The organism is Pyxidicoccus sp. MSG2, from assembly GCF_026626705.1.
Classification (GTDB): domain Bacteria; phylum Myxococcota; class Myxococcia; order Myxococcales; family Myxococcaceae; genus Myxococcus.
Genome location: NZ_JAPNKC010000001.1, coordinates 11585187 through 11609477, shown reverse-complemented (window position 1 = coordinate 11609477; position 24291 = coordinate 11585187). Strand labels below are relative to the sequence as shown.

Here is a 24291-nt window from a genome sequence, read left to right as displayed (position 1 = left end):
CGGTCAGGGCTGAGTCTGGGGCGTGAGGCTCCAGTCGAAGTTGAATCCCAGATAGGAGTAGGACTTCGAGAAGCGCCCGTCGGGCAGGACGGCGGGCGGATTCACGTACACGCCGTTCTTCTCGTCATTGGTGGCGATCAGCCCTCCCGTGACGCTGTAGTGGGGGCTCTGGCAGTCCTTGCCGGAGACCGCCTCGGCGACGCTCGAGTTGTCCACCAGCGCGGCGACGTAGGAGCGCGCCGGCTGCTTCAGCCAGTCCGTCACCGCGGCGTCGGGGCTGTGCAGCTCGGGGAAGGGGTTCGTCTGCAGGAAGCCGGAGAACGGGGCGAGCACGAAGCTGGCGGGGCCGAAGCTGTACGAGCAGGAGCCCTCGCCGTAGGCCACCTCGAAGGAGAACGAGCCGCTCGGGGACATGAGCAGGTTCGCTCCGACCCGGAGCGTGTCCGGAAAGAGCGGGTGCTTGAAGTCCAGCGCCGTTGACGCGGCATCCACCCCGAAGCCCACGGTGACCACGCCCTTGCGCCCCATCCCCGACCACCCCGGCTGCTTCTCCAAGGCGTTCACCGTCCCCTGAACCTTCCAGCAGCCGACGTTGTTGCGCTTGAGATAGGGCGTCCGGGTGGCCGTCACGCTGCCGCCCGCCTCGGTCTCCGCGTTGCTCATGATGATGACCAGGTGCTGCGCGCGCTGGCCCTTCATGTCCCTGCAGAGCCCGACGTACTCGTAGTCGGACCAGTCCTCCTCCTGCCACGCGCCGGCGCCATCCAGCCAGAGCGCCTGCACCTTGAGGTGCTTGCCCTCCTTCTTCGGCTCGAAGAAGCCGTTGTAGAAGAGCACCGAGCGGGTCGCCGGGTCCTTGAAGTCGAAGTAGTAGACGCGGTGCGAGAGGTTCTTCAGCTCCGGCTCCAGGTCGTCCTTCTTCTCCGCCGCGCCGCCCAGGTCGCCGTGCGCGTCCACGCTCTTCACCACCTCGTTCAGCGTGTCCCACGTGGTGAAGGACGCGGCCTTCGTGTCCACCGGGGCCTGGTTCCAGAGCATCTTCCCGAAGAGCGGCCAGTGCTTCTGGAAGCCTCCCGGCACCACGTTGTCGATGGCCTCCACGCCGGTGTCGACGGACTGCGTCGCCGCGAGGATGCTCTTCACCGTCGACGGGCCGAGCGTGTTGGCGATGTACTGGAACCAGAGATAGGCGCCGTAGTCGCGCTGCGCGTCGGACTTGCTCGCGCTGCAGTGGCCCGTGGAGCGGTCCTGGAGCGGAAGCTCGGGCGTGCTCAGGTAGCAGCTCGCGAAGTCCTGCTCGAGCTGGAGCGTCTTGCCGTACACGGCGTCGATGGCCCAGTTGGCGACCGCGTCGCGAAGCCACCCGTAGCTCGCCTGGAAGGACTTCGTCCGGAACGCCCAGTGGCTGGCATGCATCAGCTCGTGCGCGGCGGAGGCCTTGAGCTCGTCTGGGGACAGCGACTCGTCCAGCATGATGAAGACGGAGGACTGATACGGCGCGCCGAACTCGGGGACGGTGAGGCCGCGGAAGTCGACGTTGCGCACGAGGAACACGTCGAGCTTCGGGCTGTAGAGCGGGCAGCTGGTTCCCGAGTCCGAAAGGGGCTCGGGGAAGCCGAGCACGTCGAAGAGCCGGGGCCAGATTTCCTTCTCGATGGCCTCCGACACCAGGGCGGCCTTCGCCTTCTGGCCGGGGATGGTGAACTGGTACCAGACGTTGACCTTCGCCTGCGTGGAGTTGACGAAGTCCCACCCGTCGGTGCTCGCCTTGCAGGTGGGGCGGCCGTTGCCGAGCCCCTGGCCGCCTCCGGGAGGCGCGAGCCAGCTCGCGCCGTCGGCGGGCGGCACCAGGAACGGGTCCAGCGCGGCCTTCGTCTCGGCGGGCAGCGTGTCGTACTGGTCGATGACGTCCTGGAGCGCCTCCGTCTCGAAGGCACCACTCGCGCGGCCCTTGTACTGGAGCGGCAGGCGCGAGTCCTTGAAGGCGGCGTAGACGCGGTAGGTGAGCACCTCGTGCGGCGTGACGAGCCCCGCCTCGGCGGCCTCGGCGAGGTACTCATCGGAGCTTTGCGCGTTCTCCGGCGCGTCGATGACCAGCACCGCCACCGGCGAACTCGAGACGTCTCCGGCGGAGGCGGTCACCAGGGATGCGCCCGTGGCGAAGCCCTCCACACGCCCGTCCTCGAGGCCCGCCACCGTGTCGTCCGTGCCGGACCAGGTGAAGCTCACGTCCTTCAGCAGCGTGCCGTCCTCGTCGTATGCGAACGCCGCCAGCGTCAGCCGCTCCCCCACCCAGAGGAAGCCCTCGCCCGGGGTGACGATGATGCGGGCGACCTTCGCGTTGTCGGAGCCGTCATCCGGGTCATCGTCGCCGCCGTTGGAGTCGGAGCAGGCGGCCAGGGCCACCAGGAGTGCCACGACGAACGCGGCGCGGAGACCCACTGACCCATTCATGCCCTGTTGCTTCATCACCGTTCCTTGGGGTGGGCGTCATCGCCACTCCCCCGATGTGCAAGCCCGGTCCCTCGCAGCTTCCATGCCAGGGGTTGCCCGGGGCGATGGAACCCGAAGGGGCCGCCTCCCTGTTGCCGGGAGGGCCACGACGGGTTGCTACCGTAGCCCACCAGGCCACACGCCCCCAGGGCCAGAGAGGGAGAGGTGGGCTGCACTCGCGGTAACATCCCCGGGCCGGAGTGCGGCTGCGTACCGAGTTGCGAGAACACCCCAGGGGCCGAAGACCATGGCGACGAATCCGAGAGAGCAGCAGCCCATCGACGCATACCTGGCGGGGCTGGACAACCCGGCGGCGAAGAAGACGCTGGGGGCGCTGCGCCTGCAGCTCCGCAAGCTGCTCCCCGGCGCGGTGGAGACCCTCAGCTACCGGATGCCCACCTTCAAGGTCGATGGGAACGCCGTGGCCGGGTTCGCCTTCTTCAAGAGCCACTGCGGCTACTACCCCTTCAGCGGCAGCGTGGTGCCGGCACTGAAGGCGCAGTTGGACGGCTACACCACGTCGAAGAGCGGCGTCACCTTCCCGCCCGACAAGCCGCTCCCGGTGAAGCTGGTGAAGACGCTGGTGCAGGCGCGGCTCGCGGAGATTGCCGCGAGCGGGAAGAAGCCCTCGGCCACGAAGAAGAAGGCGGCCGCGAAGAAGGCGCTCATCACCGAGCGGGTGACAGACAGCGCCGTGAAGGAGGCCACCGGGCGGGACTGGAAGGGGTGGATGCGCGCGCTGGACGCGGCAGGGGCCGGCGAGCTGAACCACAAGCAGCTCGTCGCGCACCTGGCCCGGGAGGTGGAGTCCTCATGGTGGCAGCAGTCCATTTCCGTGGCGTACGAGCAGGCCCGGGGCAAGCGGGTCGTGGGCGAGACGGCGACCACGGGCTTCCAGGTGGGCGTGGTGCGCACGCTGCCGCTGAGTGCCCGTGAGATGTGGAAGCAGGTTGCAACCCAGCCGGAGCGCTGGCTCGGTGCCGGCGCGACGCTGACGCTCGAGCCGGGGGCGGGCTACGAGGTTCCCAAGCGACGTGGAGCACCCGGCGTCCGCGGCGAGGTCCGGGTGGTGAAGCCCGGGCAGCGCATCCGCATGACCTGGCAGCCAGACGGCTGGAAGAAACCCGCGACGCTGCAGCTCACGCTGGTGCCGAAGGCGCGAGGCGTCTCCTTCCACGTGCACATGGAGAAGCTGCCGGACGCGAAGGCCCGCGAGGCGATGCGCGAACACTGGTCCAGGGTGGTCGAAGGCCTCGCGAAGGAGTGACGACGGCACGAGCCCTGAGTCACCATCAGGGCGCGGTGGTGGTGAGGGGAAAGTCCGCGCGCGCCCACGCCTTCTCGAAGTCCGCGCGGGTGCGTGCCGCCTCGTCCTCGCGGCCCTGGCCCTCGAGTGCGCGGGTGAGGCCGAAGAGGCTCCAGCCATTCTTCGGGTTGCGGCGGAGGTCCTCGCGGTAGACGGCTTCAGCCTCGCGGAAGCGCCGGGCCTCGAGCAGCGCGGCGCCCTGGTAGTGGCGCACCGGGTAGAACCAGTCGGCGGGCTCGGCATAGGACAGACGGTCCGCGGCGTCGACGGCGTCCTGCCACAGGGCCAGGGCCTGGGGGCGGCCCTCGGCCTGGGCCAGCCGGGCCTTCAGCACGCGCGCCGCGACACCGAGCACGTCGCGCGCGGTGTTGAGATTGGCGGCCACCGTGGGAGGCACCTCGGCGGCCAGCCGCTCCAGCTCGGCGAGCTCGGCGCGCGCCTCCCGCAGCTGGCCTTTTGCCACCAGGGCCATTCCATGCGCGTGCAGCCACAGGCCCGTCTGCACCGGGTACTTCGCCTCGGGACGGGGCTCGGCGAGCAGGTCGTCCCAGCGGCCGAAGCGCACCATGGCGAAGAGGGGCTCGGCCACGAAGAAGTCCATGCCCGGCATCATCGAGAGCAGCTCGGCCGGGAAGTGATGTGCCGAGGCACGCGCGGCCTCGAGCGTCTCCTCCATGCGGCCCTCCATCGAAGCGGAGAAGGCGAGGAAGCCGAAGTTGTGCGCGGTGTACATGGGGTAGACGTGGCTGCGCGGCTTCGCCGTCTTCACGTAGGCCAGGTCCGCCTCCGCGGCCTTCCTGTTGCTCGCCGAGGCGTCGGCATACCGGCCTACGCGCTGGTAGATGTGCGCGGGCATGTGCACCAGGTGCCCGGCACCCGGTGCGAGCTTCCCGAGCCGGTCCGCGGAGGGCTCCGCCTTCTCCGGATGCCGCGAGGCCTCCACCGCGTGGATGTAGTAGTGGTTGGCGCCCAGGTGATTCGCGTCTCGCGCCAGCACGGACTCCAGCACGGTGACGATTTCCCTGGTGCCGGGTGCGGGCTCACCTTCGAGCGACCACAGCTTCCACGGGTTGAGGTCCATGAGGGCCTCGGCGTAGAGCGTCTGCACATCCAGGTCGTCGGGGAAGCGTCGGGCCACGTCGCGCATGGCGCGCGCGTAGGCCTCGTTGAAGGGCTTCATGGCCTCGGGGGCCACCGCTTCGGAGCCGGGGTAGCGGCGGGAGAGGGCGGCGATGAGAGCCTGCTCCACCGGGGAGGCGCGCGGCGCCAGCGCCCGCGCCCGCTGCAGCGCCTCCCAGGCGACCGGGGCGTTCTCCGCCAGCATGGGCATGTTGTAGTTGGGTCCGAACACCAGGGCGATGCCCCAGAAGCACATGGCGCAGGTGGGGTCGAGCTGCGCGGCGCGGGCAAACGAGCGTGCTGCCTCGTCGTGATTGAAGCCGTAGGCCAACCGCAGGCCCTGGTCGAAAAAGGCCTTGGCGTCTGGCGAGGCCACGGTGACGGACCGTGCATGGGTGCCCAGTCCGTCGAGCAGCACGGCGCCTTCGGCCAGGCCGTCCAGGGTGGGTGCGGGGGAACCGTGGGAGAAGGCGGGCGCAGCGGCGAGCGCCAGCGCCAACATGCAGGCAAGAGGCAGGGAAGCACGCATCTGGAGGCCCTCCGGGGAGATGGACTTCATCCCAAGGTGGACGCGCGGCCGCTCCCCATGGGAGCCACTCCGTCTGGGAATGCGACCTGGCCGTTGCCTGCGTGCTCCCTCCTTCCGGGAGGGTTGATGTCACTCGATTGAGAGTCATTGGCATTTCCTCGAGCCGGAGGAACAGGATCCGGAAGTGCCAGCGGCTCGTGAGAATCATGCAGCCCACGGGCCCGGACCTCCTGGTGCCGCGGGGATACGAGGCACTCTCAGCGCGTAACGGTGGGAAGCGCCCTGCCCTCCAGCCACGCGTCGAGCATGCCCTCCTCCAGCAGACGCCCGACGACGTGGTAGCCCGAGAGCATCGCCGGTGAGGTGAGCGCGTCCTCGCAGAGGACTTCCGCCGTCCCGAGGTAGGACGAATGGCACATCGACACCCGCGTGCCGTCGTTCCACAGGAAGCCCACGTGGTAGTCGAGCCCGACGAGGTAGAGGCCCTCACCCTCGCGCTTCACACGTTCGACGACCTCGCTGACAGGACGGCTCCGGAAGCGCCAGGTCCGCCGGGGAGGCACGAGCGTCTTCACGATGTACTCGGCGGGCTGCTGGGCCATCCGGACGCGCTCGACACGGAAGCCCGCATCCCCGAGCACGGTGGAGACGAGGTAGCCACAGGCAATGCTCCCGGAGCGCGGCGTCCGCGTGTCACCGTAGAAGTCCCACGGCGTACCGTACCAGGCGGGCAGGAGCTGCCGGGTGAGCGTCTGGAGCACGAAGGAGCGAGCCTCGCCCCGGACGGCGTCACGGTCCACCCCCGGCTGGAGCCATCTCGTGGCGAGGGCACTGCGCCGGGCCGAGAGGTCCGCCAGGATTTCCGCGTAGGGCCGCTCCCGCGCGGACGGGACGTCCTCCGCTGGCAGCGCGGTGAGGGCCACGAACAGGAGCGTGGAAAACATGTGGAGGTGGACGCCTGGACGCGTCCAACCGTTCCCTACCGCCGCAGCCACTCCGCCGCCGAGCGCAGGTCCGCCTCGAAGTGGATGCGCACCTCCGCCCGCTTGCGCGGATCCGACATGCGCAGCAGCGCCGACGGATGAAATGTCGCCATCCACCCCTCCGCCCACGGCGTCTCGAACACCTGCCCCCGGCTGAGGTTGATGCGAAACCCGGGCCCCAGGAAGGCCTGCGCCGCAGTGGCCCCGAGCGCGACGATGAGCCTGGGCCGCACCGCCGCCACCTCCGCCTCCAGCCACCCCCGGCACGCCAGCAGCTCCGCCCGCCCCGGTGTCGGATGCAGCCGCCGCTTCCCGCCCTCCCCCTCCGTCCACCCGAAGTGCTTCACCGCATGGGTGATGTAGAGCTCCGAGCGCTTCAGCCCCGCCCGCCCCAGCACCTCGGCCAGGAGTTGCCCCGCGGGCCCCACGAAGGGGCGCCCCTCGCGGTCCTCCAGGTCCCCGGGCTGCTCGCCCACCAGCATCAGCGGCGTGCGCGTGGTCCCCCACAGCGACTCCAGTTCGTCCCCCTCCGGCGCCTCCGAGCGCGGCACGCCGGCACCGAACGTGAGCCGCGCCAGGTCCCAGTGCACGCAGGCGTCCGGCGTGAGGACGCTCCAGCGCATGGACGGGAAGCGGCGCACGAAGAACGGCGCCACGTGCCGGACGATGAGGTGGTCCGGCCGGTGCCACGCGATGAAGTGCTCCACCCCGCCCCGCTCCACCCGCCGGAACCGCACGAAGGCCGTCATCTCGTGCACGTCCCGCCGCACCGCCCGCTCCATCATCCGCAGCCGGTGCACGTCCACGTCGCTGTCCACCTCCAGCAGGTTGCGCTCCCCATGCGTCAGCCGCCACAGCACGCGGTACAGCAGCGCCCAGCGCTCCGCGTCCCGGTGACACACCACCTTCTCAGCCAGCCCCAGGAAGTCCCGGGGCACCGCGGGCGCGGACGGCCCCGAGGAAAGCCCCAGCTCCGTCACGGGCGCCCCCAGCGCCGGCAGCGAGCCCTGCGCCGCCCCGGACTCCTCGAAGCGCACCCGCTCCGGAGGCTCCCCGCGCGCCAGCAGTCCCCGCGCCACCGCGCGAAAGGACACCAGGTCCGGTGCCATGCTCACCCGCATCCGAGTTCCCCCATCAGGCAGTCGTAGACGCAAACGTGGGTGGCCCCCACCGGGCCCCCTCCCCTCACCGCACGTCCTACCTCCCTGGTCTGACATCTCCCGCCCTCCCTCCAGCGTCCGACCCGGCAGGTGCCCTCCCGACGATTCCCGAGCAGCCCGACTGCCAGAAAGTCCCGACACACACGCCCCCGGGCGGACAAACGGTGCCGGCGCGCCGCGCTCTTCCCGAAGCCTCCGGGTGCGGAGCCGTTCCTGGCCCGACTCCTGCTCAGTGACAGCTCCGCATGAAATTCCTCGAGTGCGGCGTACTGACCCTGGCCTCCGCATGCGGTGGTGTCGGCATGGGGCTCGGCTACAGATGGGCGGGTTTCCCCGGGGTGCCCGTGGGCGGGGTGCTCGGAATCGTCTGCGGCCTGGTCATTGGCGGGGGCGCCATCGCCGGCGTGTTCTGGGTGGGCACCGTCCTGGAGCGCCTCTCCAAGCACATGGGCCTGTATCCGTATCTCGGCCGCTACTGGGGACGCCGCCACGCTCCGGCCTGGACCGACTTGAAAGAGCGACTGGCGGCCGGAAAGCCCGTGCGCGGGAAGGTCGTCCTGGTTCGAAAATACGGGCGCTTCATCGACCTCGGCGTGGGGTTCCCGGCGGTGCTCAAGACGGTCGATGACGGGCGCGTCCAACGTCAGATGCCCGAGCTCCACACCGAGGTGGAGGCCCTCGTCCTCGAGTTCGACGACCGGGAGCGGGAGGTGGTGCTCACCCGCAGGGACCGCTGGTTGCTGGTCAGCGACGGCGTGACGGTGGGCTACCTCGTGGGAAATCCCCCCATCCTCGAGGATGGCCGGGCGGCGTACTTCCCCATCACCCACCGCGCCCATGCCGCGTTCCGCGAACAGCTGGAGCGGGGAGAGACCGTGTCCTGCCAGCTCCTGCCGCCAAGCAAGGCCGTCCGGCGCGTCCGCGTCGAGAAGGCGGAGTGGCTGATTCGCATCCATGACGTCCCGGACGACGGAGCACCCTCCCGCACCGCTTCCGGCCTCGACGATGGAACCAGGAAGAGCCCGTGAGGATTGGCGCCCGTGTCCGCCTTCAGAGTCAGCACAGTCGACCCTGAAGGGAGCACGCGATGGCGCAGCAGAAGCGGCGGTGGGCGAAGCGAGGGACTCGCGCGGCTCGGGGTCGAGCTTGCACATCTGCGCTGGCGTCATGCCCAGAGGGCGATCACGCCCGTACGCTGGATGCAACTGGCCAGCAGCACCAGAAGTGCGTAAGACTGGTGAAAGTTGTCATCCACCTAAAAACCAACATAATTGACTTCTCCGCTTTATCTGATTCTGCGGCTTGGGACTGAAGCCGGAGTTCTCCATGAGTTTCCTGCAAGCCCTAGAGTCGCGTGCGGAGTCGAGTCCCGAGTCGCTGGCCTTCACCTTTCTGGCGGACGGGGAGTCGGAAGAGTCATCGCTGACGAACGCGCAGGTGCTGAGGCGCACTCGCGAGGTGGGCGGGATGCTCCAGGAGGCGGGTGCGCGCGGCGAGCGCGTGCTGCTCCTGTTCCCTCCGGGTCTCGACTACCTCATCGCCTTCCTGGGGTGTCTCCAGGCGGGGGCCATCGCGGTTCCCGCCTACCCGCCGGACCCGATGCGACTGGGCCGCACGCTGCCCCGGCTGGACGCGCTGACCGCAGACGCGCAGGCGCGCTTCGTGCTGGCACCCGCGTTCATCCGCGACATGGCAGGCGAGTTCTTCGAGCAGGCCCGCGCGCTGGCCGGTGCCCGGTGGCTGGCCATCGAGGACGCGCAGCCCGGCCACGCGAGCGACTGGACGGACCCGGGCTCCACGCCGGACACGGTGGCCTTCCTCCAGTACACCTCGGGGTCCACCGGCACGCCGCGCGGCGTGGTGCTCACGCACGCCAACCTGCTCCACAACTCCCAGGCCATCCAGCGCTGCTTCGCGCACGACACGAACAGCGTGGGCGTCATCTGGCTGCCGCCGTACCACGACATGGGGCTCATCGGCGGCATCCTCCAGCCGCTCTACGTGGGCTTCCCCGTCGTGCTGATGTCGCCGCTGGACTTCCTGGCGCGCCCGATGCGCTGGCTCCAGGCGGTGTCGCGCTACCGCGCCACCACCAGCGGCGGGCCCAACTTCGCCTATGAGCTGTGCGCCCGGAAGGCCACCCCCGAGCAGGTCGCCCAGCTGGACCTGAGCTCGTGGCGACTGGCCTTCAACGGCGCGGAGCCGCTGCACCCCGCCACGCTGCGGCGCTTCAGCGAGACGTTCGCTCCCTGTGGCTTCCGCCCCGAGGCGATGTACCCCTGCTACGGCCTCGCGGAGGCGACGCTCATCGTCTCCGGTGGACAGAAGGCGGCGCTCCCCGTGCAGCGCCACCTCCGCAAGGATGCGCTGGAGCGCAACGAGGCCGTGGCCGTGCCCGACACCGAGGCCGGCGCGCTGGCCCTGGTAGGCTGCGGCACGCGGCTGCCGGACCAGGAGCTGCTCATCGTGGACCCGCAGAGCCGGCTGCCCCGGCCCGAGGGCCAGGTCGGCGAGGTCTGGCTGCGCGGGCCCAGCATCGCGCAGGGCTACTGGAGCCGCCCCTCGGAAACGGAGGCCACCTTCCTCGCGCGGCGCGCGGATGACCCGGCGGCCGGCCCCTACCTGCGCACCGGCGACCTGGGCTTCCTGCTGGACGGCGAGCTGTTCGTCACCGGCCGCCTCAAGGACCTCATCATCGTCCGGGGCCGCAACCACTACCCCCATGACGTGGAGCGCACCGCCGTCGCGTGCCACCCCGCCCTGCGGCCCGGGTGCTCGGCGGCCTTCGGCGTGGAGGCGGACGGAGGCGAGCAGCTCGTCCTGGTGCAGGAGGTGGATACGCGCAAGGCGTTCGACGCGGCGGCCCTCGCGGAGTCCATCCGCCAGGCCGTGGCCGGCGAGCATGGCGTCCTCCTCCACGCCGTGGTCCTCATCGAGCCAGGCAGCCTGCCCAAGACGTCCAGCGGCAAGGTCCAGCGGCGCGCGAGCAAGGCCGCGTGGCTGGCCGGACACCTCCAGGTGGTGGCCAGTGACGTCCGGGCGGTGGAGGCGGGCGACGACGTGGCGGAGTCCCCGGCTGCCCAGTCCGTGACGCTGCCGCCCCTGGCCGAGCTGCGCGCGATGCCCCGAGAGGCCCGCGACGAGCGGCTCGCCGCGTGGCTGCTGGCGCGCGCCGCGGTGGCGAGGCGGGTACCCGCCTCGCGCATCGACCGGGACGCGCCGCTCGTGCAGCTCGGCCTGGACTCGCTGGGCTCGGTGGAGCTGCGCGCGGACATCGAGAACGCGCTCGGCGTGTCCATTCCGCTGGCGGAGTTGCTGAGCAGTCTCACCTTCGCGGAGCTGACGCGGCGCTGTCAGGACTCCCTGGAGAGCGGCACGGAGGGGCCTCCACGCCCGTCCCCGGTGCCTCGCGGCGCGTACCTGCCGCTGTCGTACCCGCAGGAGGACATGTGGCTTGCTTCGCGCCTGGATGCCAGCGGCGGCGGCTACAACATCTCCGCGGCGCTGAGCCTGGGGGGTGACCCGCGGCCGGCCTGGCTGGAGGCGGCCTTCCTGGAAATCGTCCGCCGTCACGAGACGCTGCGGACGTGCTTCCCCGAGGTGGATGGCAAGCCAGTGCAGCGCATCCTGCCCCCATCCCCTATTCCCCTACCCGTGGAGGACCTGCGCGGTCTCGACGCGGACGCGCGCGAGGCCCGGGTCAGGCAGGTGGCGCTGGACGAGGCGCTCGAGCCCTTCACGCTGAAGACGGGGCCCCTCCTCCGCGCGCGGCTGCTGCGCCTTGCTGAAGCGAAGCATGTGCTGCTGTTCACGGTGCACCACATCGCCGCGGATGGCTGGTCGATGCGACTGCTCATCCAGGAGCTGACCACCGTGTACTCGGCCCTCCAGCGGGACGTGCCGCCCGCGCTCGCGCCGCTGCCATACCAGTACGCGGACTTCGCGGTGTGGCAGCGCCAGCGGCTGGCCGGTGAGCACCTGGAGTCGCTGCTGGGCTGGTGGCGCCAGGAGGTGGCGGGGCTGCCCGCCGAGCTGAAGCTGCCCACGGACCGCGAGCCCCAGGGCCCGCCGGACGCGCACGGCGGCACGCTGAGCGTGGTGCTGCCCCCGGCGCTGCTGCCGAAGCTCCAGGAGTCCTGCGCGCGCCACGGGGTAACGCCATTCATGTGGCTGCTCGGGTGCTTCCAGACGCTGCTGGCGCGCACCACCGGCCAGGAGGACGTGCCGGTGGGCGTGGCGGACCTGGGCCGCGGCGCCCCCGGCTCCGAGCGGCTCATCGGCAACTTCGTCAACATGCTGGTGATGCGCACGCGGCTCGGCGGAGACCCGTCCTTCGCCGAGGTGCTGCGCCGGGTGAAGGACGTGGCGCTGGGCGCCGCCACCCACGCGGAGCTGCCCTTCGAGCAGCTCTCACGCGGCCGGCCGCCCCTGTTCCGCGCGGCCTTCGGCACCCAGAACCAGCCGCGCGAGCGCATCTCACTGCCCGGCCTGGAGGTGGAGCCGCTCCTGTTCGACACCGGCGTGTCCCGGCTGGACCTCACGCTGTGGGCGTCCGAGACGCCCGAGGGCCTGCGCTGCCACTGGACCTACGCCACCCGCCTGTTCGACGCAGCCAGCGTGGAACGGCTGCACCGGCAGCTCGTGGGGCTTCTGGAGGCCACACTGGTGCGCCCCGAGACGAGGCTGGCCGCCCTGCCCCTGGAGGCCGACGACGACGCGACAGTGAAGGGCGCGCTGGGCCGGCTCGGTGCCCGGCGGCGGCGCCCTTCGGGTTCGGCCGGGAGTCAAACGCCATGAAGGACTCACTGCCGGGGCTCGGCGCGCGCTCGCGCCGGCCCGTGAAGCTCTCGCGGACGGAGATGATTTCCACGCGCCTGCTGGACGGCGAGGCGTACCCGCTCATCCTCGAGCCCCGCGTGGAGGGGCTGGAGCTGGTGCAGTGGGCGAAGGAGAACCGCGCGTACCTGGAGGAGGAGCTGACGCGCGTGGGCGGGCTGATGCTGCGCGGCTTCCGCATGGAGGGCGTGGACGGCTTCGCGGACTTCGTGCGCGCCACGTCGGGCTCGCCGCTGCCCTACACGGAGCGCTCCTCGCCGCGCGAGGTGGTCAAGGACCAGGTGTACACGTCCACCTCGCACCCGTCGGACCAGGAGATATTCCCGCACACGGAGCAGTCCTACAACCTGACGTTCCCGCAGAAGATCTACTTCCACTGCATCACCCCGTCGGCGGAAGGGGGCGCCACCCCCATCACCTGCACGCGCCGCATCCTCCGCGAGCTGCCGCGCGAGGTGGTGGAGCGCTTCATGGCCCGCGGCTACCGCTACGTGCGCAACTTCGGCGAGGGCCTGGGCCTGTCGTGGCAGGAGGCCTTCCAGACGCGGGAGCGCGCGGAGGTGGAGCGCTACTGCACGGAGAACCAGATCGACTTCCAGTGGCTCGGGCAGGACCGGCTGCGCACCAGCCAGGCCCGCCGCTGCGTGGCCCGGCACCCGACGTCCGGGGAGCTGGCGTGGTTCAACCACGCCACGTTCTTCCACGTGAGCACGCTGGACCCGGAGCTGGTGGCGCACCTGCGCGCCCTCTACGGCGAAGAGGACATGCCCAACAACACCTTCTACGGCGATGGCGCGCCCATCGAGCCGGAGGTGCTGGAGCTGCTGCGCGCCGCGTACCTGCAGGCCCGCGTGGCGGTGCCCTGGCGCAAGGGCGACGTGCTGATGCTGGACAACATGCTGATGGGCCACGGTCGCCAGCCCTTCAAGGGCGAGCGCAGCGTGGTGGTAGCCATGGCGGACCCGAGGCGCTGGGCGGACGTGGCCCATGACGGCCCGCCGCGGGGATGAAGCCGCTCAAGGTGCCAGGCCGCGGGCCGTAACGAAACAAAAGGGGAGGACATGACGAGCAAGACCGACATCGGAGGTTCCGGTATTTCCGCGCGTCGTCGCGCGCCCGTGAAGGTGTCCGCCACGTCCCTGGTGAAGGTGGGGAGCCTGCCGGGTGCCGAGGGTTTCCCGCTGGTGGTGGAGCCCAACCTGGAAGGGCTGGACGCCGCCGGCTGGGCCGCCAGCCACAAGGCGTGGCTCGACGAGAAGCTGCTGGAGTCCGGCGCCATCCTCTTCCGCGGCTTCCGCGTGCCGGACGCCTTCGCCTTCCGCGACTTCGTGGGCGCGCTGAGCAGCGAGCTGCTGGACTACCTGGAGCGCGCGGCCCCGCGCACGCAGGTGGCGCCCAACGTCTTCACGTCCACCGAGTTCGCCGCGGACCAGTCCATCCCGCTGCACCACGAGATGTCGTACTCCCACAACTGGCCCAGCCGGCTGTGGTTCTTCTGCGACGTGCCCTCCCCCGTCGGCGGCGCCACGCCCCTGGCGCCGGAGCGCCGCGTGACGGCGCGCATCCCCGCCGACATCAAGGAGCGCTTCCTGGCGAAGAAGGTCATGTACGTGCGCAACTACGGCGAGGGCGTGGACCTGCCCTGGCAGGACGCCTTCCAGACGCGGGAGCGCGCGGAGGTGGAGCGCTACTGCCGCGGGTGCGGGATGACGTACGAGTGGCGCGACGGCGACCGGCTGCGCACGCGCGCCATCCGCCAGGTGATGGCCAACCACCCGCGCACGGGCGAGGCGCTGTGGTTCAACCACGCGCCCATCTTCCACGAGACCAACCTGGTCCCCGAGGTGCGCGAGGGACTGCGCGCCCAGTTCCGCCCGGACGAGATGCCGCGCAACGCCTTCTATGGCGACGGCAGCCCACTGGAGCCCGAGGTGCTGGAGCACCTGCGCCGCATCTACGACGAGTCCACCGTGCGATTCCCCTGGCAGCAGGGCGACATCCTCATGGTGGACAACTTCCTCGCGGTCCACGGGCGCGACCCCTTCGAGGGGGAGCGCTCCATCCTGGTCTCCATGGCCGAGTTGTACGTCAGCCCCGACGTGGTCCCCGCGTAGCGGATCGCGCCGCCTTTCCTTCTCTGGATTCAGGAGTTCCACGACATGAGCATCGACGAGATTGAGGGCTATCCCCTCTCCGCCGAGCAGCGGCGCCTCTGGGCCGCGGGCGGCACGGCCGGGACGCAGCGGGTGCGCGCGGAGGTCCGCATCGAAGGGCCCTTGCGGGTGGAAGCGCTCGAGCGGGCCGTGGCCGCCACGTGCCAGCGCTTCGAAGTCCTCCGCACGCGGCTGGTGCGGCTGGCCGGCATGAGCACGCCCCTGCAGGCGGTGGCGGATGTCTCCGTCGCCCTGCACCGGGGCGCCCTGCCGCCGGAAGCGCCGGGAGAAGCCGCGCCGCGCTTCGCGCTGGTGCAGGACGGGCCCGAGCGCCACCGGCTCCAGGTGGAGCTGCCGGCGCTGTGCATGGACGCCTTCGCCCTGCGCGACCTGGTGGCCGCCATCGGCCGGGAGTACGCGGGCGCGAGCGACGAGGGCGAGCCCCTCCAGTACATCGACTACGCGGACTGGCAGCGCGAGTTCCTCGCGGGCGAGGACAAGGCCGAGGCCGCCGCGTACTGGCGCCGTCAGGCCGAGTCCATTCCCTCCCCCACCACCCTGCCCCATGAGCGCAGGGAGGGCGCGCGCACGGCGGGCACCCTGGGCATGCTGGAGGCCTGGGTGGAGGCCCCGGAGCCGGTGCGCGCGCTGGCCCGCCGCTTCGGCGTGGACGAAGCCACGCTGACGCACGCCACCTTCCAGGTGCTGCTGTGGCGCCTGTCGGGCAACAGCCCCGTGGTCTCCGCGCGCCGCTTCGACGGCCGCGCGTATGAGCAGCTCGAGGGCGCGCTGGGCACCTTCGCGCGCTCGCTGCCGGTGGTGACGCCCATTCCCCAGGACTACCGGCTGGCGGACCTGCTGGAGCCGTTGCGCCAGACGAATGCCGCGCACCAGAAGCACGCCATCGCCTTCGACGCGGACACCTACCCGTCGCTGGTTCCGTCCCCCGCGCAGGCTCCGTGCACCTTCCGCTTCGTGTCCTGGGCGGACGCGGAGCATGGCGGCGCGCGCTTCCACCTGGAGCGCCTGGAGGCCCACGAGGACGTGGCGGGCCTGCTGCTGTCGCTCACGGATGACGGCCACCGCCTCGCCCTTCGGCTCGAGTACGACTCCGGCCGCTTCGCGGAAGCGGACATGCGGCGCTTCCTCCAGGCCTTCCGCGCGTTGCTGGCCGACCTGTGCGCGCACCCCGAGGCCCGGTTGGTGTCGCTGCGCCTGCTCGACGCGGCCGAGGAGCGCCGCGTGGTTCGCGAGTGGAACGCCACCGCGCTGGCCGGGGACGCCACGTGTGTCCACGAGCGGTTCGCCGCGCTCGCCGCGTCACAGCCGGACGCGCCCGCCGTGGTCTGCGAGGGCACGCGCCTCACGTTCCAGGAGGCCAACCGCCGCGCCAACCAGCTCGCGCACCACCTGCGCGCGCTGGGCGTGGGGACGGGGGACGCCGTCGGCCTGTGCCTGCCGCGCTCGGTGGACGCCATCGTCGCCCTGCTGGGCATCCTCAAGGCGGGCGCGGCCTACGTGCCGTTGGACCCGGAGCTGCCCGCGAAGCGGCTCGCCTTCATCCTGGAGAACACCCGCGCCCCCGTCGCCGTCACCACGGCCGAGCTGGAGGGGCGCCTGGAGGGCTTCACCGGCACCCGCGTGCGCCTGGACGCGGACCAGGCACAGGTGGCCGCGAGGAGCGACGCGGACCCGAAGGTGGCGGTGGACGGCGAGCACCTCGCATACGTGCTCTACACCTCCGGCTCCAGCGGCCAGCCCAAGGGCGTCATGGTGCGCCACGGCGGGCTGGCGAACCTGGGCCTCGCGCTGGAGCAGGCCATCTACAAAGGGCGCGGCGAGCGGCTGGCGGTGGGCCTCAACGCTCCGCTCGCCTTCGACGCCTCCGTGAAGCAGGTCATCCAGGTGTGCCGGGGCCACACGCTCCACGTGCTCACCGACCGCATCCGCCTGGACGGCAAGGCGCTGGCGGCCTACCTGCGCGAGCACCCGCTGGACGTGCTGGACCTCACGCCCACCCAGCTGCGCCTGCTCCTGGAGAACGACGAGGGCGTGCCGCTGGCGCGGATGCCGGTGCTGCTGCTGGGCGGCGAGGCCATCGACCCGGCCCTCTGGAAGCGGCTCGCCACGGAGGGGCGCGGCGCCTACAACCTCTACGGCCCCACCGAGTGCACGGTGGACACCACCGTGGTGCCCGTCACGTCCGCGGCCTCGGAGCCGACCATCGGCGGGCCGCTCGCCAACGTGCGCACGTACCTGCTGGACGCGGGGCTGCGGCCCGTGCCCGTGGGCGTGCCGGGAGAGCTGTACATCGGCGGCCACGGCGTGGCGCGCGGCTACTGCGGCCGGCCCGACCTGTCCGCGGAGCGCTTCGTGCCGGACCCGTTCAGCGACACGCCCGGCGCGCGGATGTACCGCAGCGGCGACGTGATGCGCTTCACCGAGGACGGGCACCTCGTGTTCCTCGGCCGCACCGACTTCCAGGTGAAGGTGCGCGGCTTCCGCATCGAGCTGGAGGAAATCGAGCAGTGCCTGGGCAGCCACCCGGCGGTGAAGCACGCCGCGGTGACGGCACGTGACGACGCCCAGGGCGACCGCCAGTTGGTGGCGTACGTCGTCCCCCGGCGCCGCCATGCCGCGCGGCTGGACAAGCGCGCCCGCTACGCGCTCCCCAACGGGCTGGCCGTCCTCCACCAGAACAAGAACGAGACGGACTACCTCTACCGCGAGCTGTTCCAGGAGCGCCTGTACATCCGCCACGGCGTCCACCTGCCGGAGCAGGGCGTCATCTTCGACGTCGGCGCGAACATCGGCATGTTCTCGCTGTTCGCCAGCATCAATTCTCCGGCGTGCCGCGTGTACGCCTTCGAGCCGCTCCCTCCGCTGTACGACACGGCCACCGCGAACTGCGAGCTGTACGGCCCCCGGGTGAAGACCTTCCCCTTCGGCCTCTCCAACCACGAGCACGCGCCGACGTTCACCTTCTACGGCCGCTACACGATGATGTCCGGCCGCAGCGAGTACGCCAACGCGGAGGACGAGGTGGACGTCATCAAGACGTTCCTCCGCAACCAGCGCTCCGCGGGAGACGCGTCGGCGGAGACGCTGCTGCTCAACGCGGACGAGCTGCTGGAAGGACGCTTCGCCGAGGAGCGCCACACGGTGCGGCTGCGCCGCCTGTCCGACGTCATCCGCGAGGAGGGCGTGGAGCGCATCGACCTGCTCAAGGTGGACGTGCAGCGCGCGGAGATGGACGTGCTGGAGGGCATCGACGCCGAGCACTGGCCGATGATTCTCCAGGTCGTCATGGAGGTCCACGACGCCCGGGGCCACGCCAGCGAGGGCCGGGTGCGGCAGGTGACGCAGCTTTTGGAGATGCACGGCTTCCGCGTGCGGGCGGAGCAGGACCCGCTGCTCCAGGGCACGGACCGGCACAACCTCTACGCGTGGCGCGAGGACCGGCCGGTGGTACCGGCGCCGGCCTCCGCCGCGGTGGACCCGCGCGAGCAGGCGCCCCTGCTCACCGCCGACGCGGTGCGCGCGCACCTCAAGCAGGTGCTGCCGGAGTTCATGCTGCCCCGGCACGTGCTGCTGATGGAAGAATTGCCCCTCACCCTCACCGGCAAGGTGAACCGCCAGGCCCTGCCGGCGCCGGAGAGCGTGGCCACGCAGGCGAGCGCCAGCTACGTGGAGCCGCGCAATGATCTGGAGCGCCGCATCGCCGCCATCTTCGCGGAGGTGCTGAAGGTGGAGCGGGTGGGCATCAACGACCACTTCTTCGACCTGGGCGGGCACTCGCTGCTGCTGGTGCAGGCCCACAACCGCATCACCAAGGCGCTCGGGGCCCAGTTCTCCATGCTGGACCTCTTCCGCCACCCGACGGTGGCCTCGCTCGTCACCTTCCTGGACGCGGGTGGGGAGAAGCCGAAGGAGCGGGCCGAGGACGTGGACGAGGCCGCCCGCCGCCGGGTGGAAGCCATGAAGCGACAGAAGGACCGCAGCAAGTCCCGGGGTGACAAGTGAGCAGCGACGTGGAGCAGAACGCACTCGAAGGAATCGCCGTCGTCGGCATGGCGGGGCGCTTCCCCGGCGCGGGGGACGTGGACACGTTCTGGCGCAACCTCTGCGCGGGCGTGGAGTCCATCCGCTTCTACTCCGAGGAGGAGCTGCGCGAGGCGGGCGTGTCCCCCGATCTGCTGGCGGACCCCTCCTACGTGAAGGCCAACGCGGCCCTGGATGGTGTGGAGCTGTTCGACGCCGCGTTCTTCGGGATGAACGCGGGCGTGGCGCAAATCACCGACCCGCAGCAGCGCGTGTTCCTGGAGGTGGCGTGGCACGCGCTGGAGCACGCGGGCTACGACGCGGAGCGGTTCGACGGGGACATCGGCGTCTTCGGCGGGCTCAGCATCAACACCTACCTGCTGGAGAACCTCGCCTCCAACCGGCAGCTCATCGAGTCGCACGGCTTCCTGCAGGCGGCCATCGCCAACCGCGGGGACCACCTGGCCACGCTGACGGCCTACAAGCTCAACCTGCGCGGCCCCGCCTTCACCGTGCAGAGCACCTGTTCCACTGCCATGTCCTCGGTGCACCTGGCGTGTCAGGCGCTGCTCTCGTACCAGACGGACATGGCGCTGGCGGGCGGCGTCTCCGTGCGCGTGCCGCAGACCATGGGCTACCTCTTCCAGGAGGGAGGCGTGGCCTCGCCGGACGGGCACTGCCGCCCCTTCGATGCGAAGGCGAAGGGCACCGTCTTCGGCAGCGGCGCGGGCGTGGTGGTGCTCAAGCGGCTGGAGGACGCGCTCGCGGCGGGAGACACCATCCACGCCGTCATCCGGGGCTCGGCGGCCAACAACGACGGCGCCTCCAAGGTCGGCTACACCGCGCCCTCCTCCGAGGGCCAGCGCCGCGCCATCAGCATGGCCCTGGCGGTGGCGGGCGTGCACCCCGACACGGTGGGCTACGTCGAGTGCCACGGCACCGGCACGGTGCTCGGCGACCCGATTGAAGTCGAAGCGCTCACCCAGGCCTTCGGCGCGAAGACGCAGCGCAAGCAGTTCTGCGCGCTCGGCTCGGTGAAGAGCAACATCGGCCACCTGGACACGGCGGCCGGCATCGCCGGGCTCATCAAGACGGTGCTGTGCCTGGCGCACAAGCAGCTGCCGCCCACGCTCCACTACGAGTCCCCCAACCCGGCCATCGACTTCGCGCAGAGCCCATTCCACGTGAATGCGAAGCTGACGCCGTGGCAGCGGCCGGAGACGCATCCGCGCCGCGCGGGTGTCAGCTCGTTCGGCATCGGCGGCACCAACGTGCACCTGGTGCTGGAGGAGGCCCCGGCCCCGGAGCCCCGGCGCCAGGCCGACGGCTGGCACACGCTGACGCTGTCGGCGCGCACCGCGAGCGCGCTGGAGACGCGGACGGACGAGCTGCGCCAGTACCTCGCCGCGCACCCGGAGTTGGACCTCGGGGACGTGGCGTACACGCTGCAACTGGGGCGCAAGCCCTTCGAGTTCCGGCGCGCCCTCACCTGCCGCACGCTGGCGGACGCGGTGGACGTGCTGGAGCGCCTGCCCACGGACCGCACCTTCACCGGCCGGGTGGACGGCAATGCCCGCGCCATGGCCTTCCTCTTCCCGGGCGTGGGCAGCCAGCACCTGGGCATGGCGCGCGAGCTGTACGACGCGCAGCCCGTCTTCCGCGAGCACCTGGACACCTGCCTGAAGAAGCTCGACGCGGAGCTGGGCATGGACCTGCGCCCCATCCTCTTCCCGCGCCTGGGCGCCGAGTCCAACGCGGCGGAGGCGCTCTCGCACACGCACGTGGCCGAGCCCGCGCTCTTCGCGGTGGAGTACGCCCTGGCCCGCGCGTGGATGGACTGGGGCGTGCGCCCGCGCGCGGTGCTGGGCGAGGGCATCGGCGAGTATGCCGCCGCCTGCGTCGCGGGCGTGGTGTCGCTGGAGGACGCCATCACCATGGTGGCCCTGCGCAGCCGCCTGGTGAAGCGCCTGCCCGAGGGCGCCATGACGCTCGTCATGCTGCCCGAGGCGGAGCTGGAGGGACTGCTCCCCGCGCACGGCCTGTCGCTGGCGTGGGTGGGCCGGCCGTCGGTGTGCACCGTGTCCGGGCCGCGCGCCGGAATCGAAGCGCTGGAGGCGGAGCTGCGCCGGCGCGGCGCCACCTTCCGGCGGCTCGCGGGCGACAGGGCGCTCCAGTCTCCGGCGGTGGACGGGCTCGCCGCGGAGCTGACCGCGGCGCTGCGCCGCGTCTCCTTCCGTGCGCCCGAGGTGCCCCTGTTCTCCGGCGTCACCGGCGCGTGGGCGAGCGGCCCGGAGCTGGCGGAGCCCGCGTGGTGGGCCTCACAGCTGCGCCGCACGCTGCGCCTCTCGCCGGGAATCGAGGCCCTGTTCCAGGAGCCGGACCGGCTGCTGGTGGAGGTGGGCCCGGGCCGCACGTGGCTCAACATCGCCCGGCTGCACCCCGCGAAGTCGTCGCGGCAGGTGGTGCTGGGCTCGCTCGTGCAGGACACGAAGGAGCCCTCGGAGCCGCGCGCGCTGATGGCCGCGCTCGCGCGCCTGTGGATGTACGGCGGCGAGGTGGACTGGGCCGGACACCACGCCGGTGCGAGCCGGCGGCGCGTCCCGCTGCCGCAGTACCCCTTCGAGCGCCAGCGCCTCTGGCTGGAGCCGACGAAGCAGGCCGCCGCGAGCCCCAGGCAGGAGGACACGCTGCCCCCGCGCCGCGTGGACCCCGCGGACTGGTTCTTCGTCCCCTCGTGGAAGCGGACGGCGCCGCCCACCGCGCTCGCGCGCGACGCGGAGGTGGTGCTGCTCTTCTCCGACGCCTTCGGCCTGGGCGAGCTGCTGGCCACCCGGCTGGAGCAGCGCGGCCACACCGTGCTGCGCGTCGAGCGGGGCACGTACGGCGGCGCCCCGGCGGAGGGCCGCTACTCGGTGGACCCGCGCACGCCCGCTGACTACCGGCAGTTGCTCCAGGACCTCAAGGCCCGGGGGAAGCTGCCCTCGCGCATCATCCACCTGTGGAGCGTGGACCCGCAGCGCGCCGCCGGCTCGCGGCTGGAGTCGCTGCCGCGCGTGGAGGAGTCCGGCTTCCGCAGCCTGATGTACCTGGCCCAGGCGATGGGCGCCCATCAGGCCACGGCGCAGGTGGAGCTGCAGGTGCTCTCCAGCCAGGTCTTCCAGGTGACGGGGGAGGAAACCCTGTGCCCGGAGAAGGCCACGCTGCTCGGACCATGCCTGGTCATCGGCCAGGAGTATCCGAACGTGAAGTGCCGCCTCATCGACGTGCCCCTGCCCACGCCGGGAAGCGCCGAGGAGCTCCGGCTCGTCGGAAGTCTGTTGTCCGAGGTGGAGTCCGGCGCGCGCGACACCGTCACCGCGTGGCGCGGGCGGCACCGCTGGACGCGCACCCATGAGCCCGTGCGGCTGGAGGCCACGGAGTCCGGCCGCTCGCCGAGGCTGCGCCCCGGGGGTGTGTACCTCGTCACCGGTGGCCTGGGCGGAATCGGCCTCGTGCTCGCCTCGGACGTCGCGCGCTCGGCGGGCGGCGCGAAGCTCGTGCTGCTGGGCCGCAAGCCGCTGCCGGAGCGCTCGAAGTGGAACGCGCTGCTGGCTTCGGAAGGGGACTCGCCCACCGCGCAGGTGGTTCGCCGCATCCGCGAGCTGGAGCGCGGCGGCGCCGAGGTGATGACCGTCGCCGCCGACGTGACGGACCGGGCGCGCATGGCTGAAGTCCTGGCCGACGTGCGCGCGCGCTTCGGGGCCGTGCACGGCGTCATCCACGCGGCCGGCGTGCCGGCGGGTGGCGCGCTGCAGCTCAAGACGGACGAGGTGGCCCAGCGGGTGCTCGCCCCCAAGGTGCGGGGCACGCTGGTGCTGGACGAGCTGCTGGAGGGCCAACCTCTCGACTTCGTCGTCTACTGCGCGTCGCGCACCTCGGTGCTGGGCGGCTTCGGCCAGGCGGACTACGTCGCGGCCAACGCCTTCCAGGATGCCTGGGCGCAGCACAAGGCGCGCACCTCGTCCACCTTCACCGTGTCCATCGACTGGTGCTCGTGGCGGGACGTGGGAATGCTCGCCAGCGCCGCCGCCGCGAAGGCCGCTCCGCGCGTCGAGGCGCTCCCCACGCCCTCGGCCGTCACCGGCGAGCCCGTGGCCCTGGGCCACCCGCTGCTGGCGAAGCGGATGCCTTCCGCGCCCGGGCACGAGGTGTACGAGACGGTGTTCCGCGTCGAGACGCACTGGGTGCTCGACGACCACCGCATCCTCGGCAACCCCGTCATTGCCGGCACCACGTACCTGGAGATGGTGCGGGCGGCGTTCGCCCCGAAGCTGCGGCACGAGGACCTGGAGATCTCCGACGTCTACTTCCTCACCCCGCTGTCGGTGCGCCTGGGCGACCAGCGCGTGGCGCGGTTGGAGCTGACGGACGAGGGCGCGGAGGGCTGGAGCTTCCAGGTCAGCAGCCTGGGCACGGACGGCACGGGCCTCACCCGGCATGTGATGGGACGGGCCCGGCTCGTCCCCACCACTCCCGCGCGGCAGCACGACCTGGCGGCCATCACCGCGGCCTGCGCGAAGGTGAAGGAGTTCACCGACGAGGACTCGCACGACGAGGACCACGGCCCCCGGTGGCAGTGCGTCCGGCGCGTGCGGTGGGGCGAGCAGCAGGTGCTCGCCACCCTGGAGCTGCCCGCCGAGTTCGCCTCCGACCTGGACGTCATGAAGCTGCACCCGTCCATGCTGGACAAGTCCATCGGCACCGGGCGTGACTTCATCCTCGGCGCGGTGCCGTACATGCCGTACTCGTACAAGCGCCTCGTCGTGCGGCATCCGTTCACCCGCCGCATCCACGTGCACACGCGCTCGCACGGCGAGGGCTCCAACCGGAGCGAGACGCCGTCCTTCGACATCCGCATCCTCGACGACACGGGCCGCGAGCTGGTGGAAATCACCGAGTTCTCGCTCAAGCGTGTGAACGACGTGGGCGCCATGTACAAGAACCTGGCGAGCCGTGACGCTGTGGCTGCCGCTGCCACCCCCGCGAAGGCCCCTGCCGCCATGCCGGCTGCGTCCGCTGGAGAGAGCGTCTTCCAGCAGATCCTCCGCCAGGAGGCCATCTCCCCCGAGGAGGGCGTGGAGCTGTTCCGCCGGGCGCTCGCGAGCACGGACATGCCGCAGCTCGTGGTGTCCACGCGAGACCTCGAAGCGCTGCTGGCGCGCGGCCTGGTGCACACCGCGCCCACGAAGGCGGCCGAGGAGCAGGTGGAGGCCGAGACGGCCGCCGCGCCCCAGCGCGCGACGCGCCCGAGGCCCGAGCTGCCGGTGCCCTACCAGGCGCCGGAGACGCCCATGCAGGAGAAGGTCGGGGACATCCTCCGCGAGGTGCTCGGCCTGGAGCGCGTGGGCCTCCACGACAACTTCTTCGACCTGGGTGGCGACTCGGTGATGGCCATCCAGATTGTCTCCCGCATCAAGCGGAGGCTGGGCAAGGAGGTGGCCGTGGTGCAGCTCTTCGAGGCCCCCACCCTGGGCGCCCTGTCCACGCTCCTGGGGGGCAGCGCGGGCGGCGGTGAAGAGTCCGCTGGCGACACGGGCGCCTCCGCCCCGCCCGCCGAGGACAGCTCCAGCCGCGGAGCGCGCCGCCGCGCCAAGGCCATTGCCCGGCGCGGGAGCGAGGGGGAATAGCCCCG

The 24291-nt window shown here is 71.5% G+C and carries 11 protein-coding genes; 7 read left to right on the top strand and 4 right to left on the bottom strand.

All coding sequences use genetic code 11. The annotated features are described in order from the left end of the window. Positions 1–3 precede the first annotated feature (3 nt). Positions 4–2454: an Ig-like domain-containing protein gene (locus OV427_RS44685; RefSeq protein WP_267862349.1), complete on the bottom strand. Its 2451-nt coding sequence runs from the start codon at positions 2452–2454 to the stop codon at positions 4–6. 286 nt (positions 2455–2740) lie between these two features. Between OV427_RS44685 and OV427_RS44680 the strand changes: the two genes are divergently transcribed. Next, complete coding sequence (locus OV427_RS44680) at positions 2741–3760, top strand: SRPBCC domain-containing protein (protein WP_267862348.1); 1020 nt, start codon at positions 2741–2743, stop codon at positions 3758–3760. Positions 3761–3785: 25 nt separating this feature from the next. On the opposite strand, the gene OV427_RS44675 is transcribed toward OV427_RS44680, so the two are convergent. From OV427_RS44675 to OV427_RS44665, 3 genes are all read right to left on the bottom strand, one after another. After that, the gene (locus tag OV427_RS44675) at positions 3786–5447 is read right to left on the bottom strand and encodes a hypothetical protein (RefSeq protein WP_267862347.1); all 1662 of its coding nucleotides are present in this window, start codon (positions 5445–5447) and stop codon (positions 3786–3788) included. Between the two features lie 257 nt (positions 5448–5704). Beyond that, positions 5705–6391, bottom strand: a complete 687-nt coding sequence (locus OV427_RS44670) for a hypothetical protein (RefSeq protein WP_267862346.1) — start codon at positions 6389–6391, stop codon at positions 5705–5707. A gap of 35 nt (positions 6392–6426) precedes the next feature. Beyond that, complete coding sequence (locus OV427_RS44665; RefSeq protein WP_267862345.1) at positions 6427–7539, bottom strand: UdgX family uracil-DNA binding protein; 1113 nt, start codon at positions 7537–7539, stop codon at positions 6427–6429. 296 nt (positions 7540–7835) lie between these two features. On the opposite strand from OV427_RS44665, the gene OV427_RS44660 reads away from it, so the two are divergent. The 6 genes from OV427_RS44660 to OV427_RS44635 all read left to right on the top strand — a co-directional run bounded on the left by OV427_RS44660 (position 7836) and on the right by OV427_RS44635 (position 24286). After that, a complete protein-coding gene (locus tag OV427_RS44660; protein ID WP_267862344.1) occupies positions 7836–8618 on the top strand; it encodes a hypothetical protein in 783 nt (260 codons plus the stop codon). 298 nt (positions 8619–8916) lie between these two features. Further along, the gene (locus tag OV427_RS44655; RefSeq protein WP_267862343.1) at positions 8917–12387 is read left to right on the top strand and encodes a condensation domain-containing protein; all 3471 of its coding nucleotides are present in this window, start codon (positions 8917–8919) and stop codon (positions 12385–12387) included. Continuing rightward, positions 12384–13436, top strand: coding sequence for a TauD/TfdA family dioxygenase (locus OV427_RS44650; protein ID WP_267862342.1), 1053 nt, complete (start codon positions 12384–12386; stop codon positions 13434–13436). The genes OV427_RS44655 and OV427_RS44650 overlap by 4 nt, the downstream gene beginning before the upstream one ends. A gap of 51 nt (positions 13437–13487) precedes the next feature. Further along, on the top strand, positions 13488–14540 hold the full coding sequence (locus tag OV427_RS44645) for a TauD/TfdA family dioxygenase (protein ID WP_267862341.1): 1053 nt from the start codon (positions 13488–13490) through the stop codon (positions 14538–14540). A 45-nt stretch (positions 14541–14585) separates the two neighbouring features. Continuing rightward, the gene (locus OV427_RS44640) at positions 14586–18602 is read left to right on the top strand and encodes a non-ribosomal peptide synthetase (RefSeq protein ID WP_267862340.1); all 4017 of its coding nucleotides are present in this window, start codon (positions 14586–14588) and stop codon (positions 18600–18602) included. Positions 18603–18610: 8 nt separating this feature from the next. Further along, positions 18611–24286 carry an SDR family NAD(P)-dependent oxidoreductase gene (locus OV427_RS44635; RefSeq protein ID WP_267862339.1) on the top strand — a complete coding sequence of 1892 codons (5676 nt, stop codon included), beginning with the start codon at positions 18611–18613 and terminating at the stop codon, positions 24284–24286. Positions 24287–24291 lie beyond the last annotated feature (5 nt).

Bases quoted from the DNA above. Each gene is read 5' to 3' on its own strand.
- OV427_RS44685 (WP_267862349.1), bottom strand. From the start codon at position 2,454: ATGAATGGGTCAGTGGGTCTCCGCGCCGCGTTCGTCGTGGCACTCCTG.
- OV427_RS44680 (WP_267862348.1), top strand. From the start codon at position 2,741: ATGGCGACGAATCCGAGAGAGCAGCAGCCCATCGACGCATACCTGGCG.
- OV427_RS44675 (WP_267862347.1), bottom strand. From the start codon at position 5,447: ATGCGTGCTTCCCTGCCTCTTGCCTGCATGTTGGCGCTGGCGCTCGCC.
- OV427_RS44670 (WP_267862346.1), bottom strand. From the start codon at position 6,391: ATGTTTTCCACGCTCCTGTTCGTGGCCCTCACCGCGCTGCCAGCGGAG.
- OV427_RS44665 (WP_267862345.1), bottom strand. From the start codon at position 7,539: ATGGCACCGGACCTGGTGTCCTTTCGCGCGGTGGCGCGGGGACTGCTG.
- OV427_RS44660 (WP_267862344.1), top strand. From the start codon at position 7,836: ATGAAATTCCTCGAGTGCGGCGTACTGACCCTGGCCTCCGCATGCGGT.
- OV427_RS44655 (WP_267862343.1), top strand. From the start codon at position 8,917: ATGAGTTTCCTGCAAGCCCTAGAGTCGCGTGCGGAGTCGAGTCCCGAG.
- OV427_RS44650 (WP_267862342.1), top strand. From the start codon at position 12,384: ATGAAGGACTCACTGCCGGGGCTCGGCGCGCGCTCGCGCCGGCCCGTG.
- OV427_RS44645 (WP_267862341.1), top strand. From the start codon at position 13,488: ATGACGAGCAAGACCGACATCGGAGGTTCCGGTATTTCCGCGCGTCGT.
- OV427_RS44640 (WP_267862340.1), top strand. From the start codon at position 14,586: ATGAGCATCGACGAGATTGAGGGCTATCCCCTCTCCGCCGAGCAGCGG.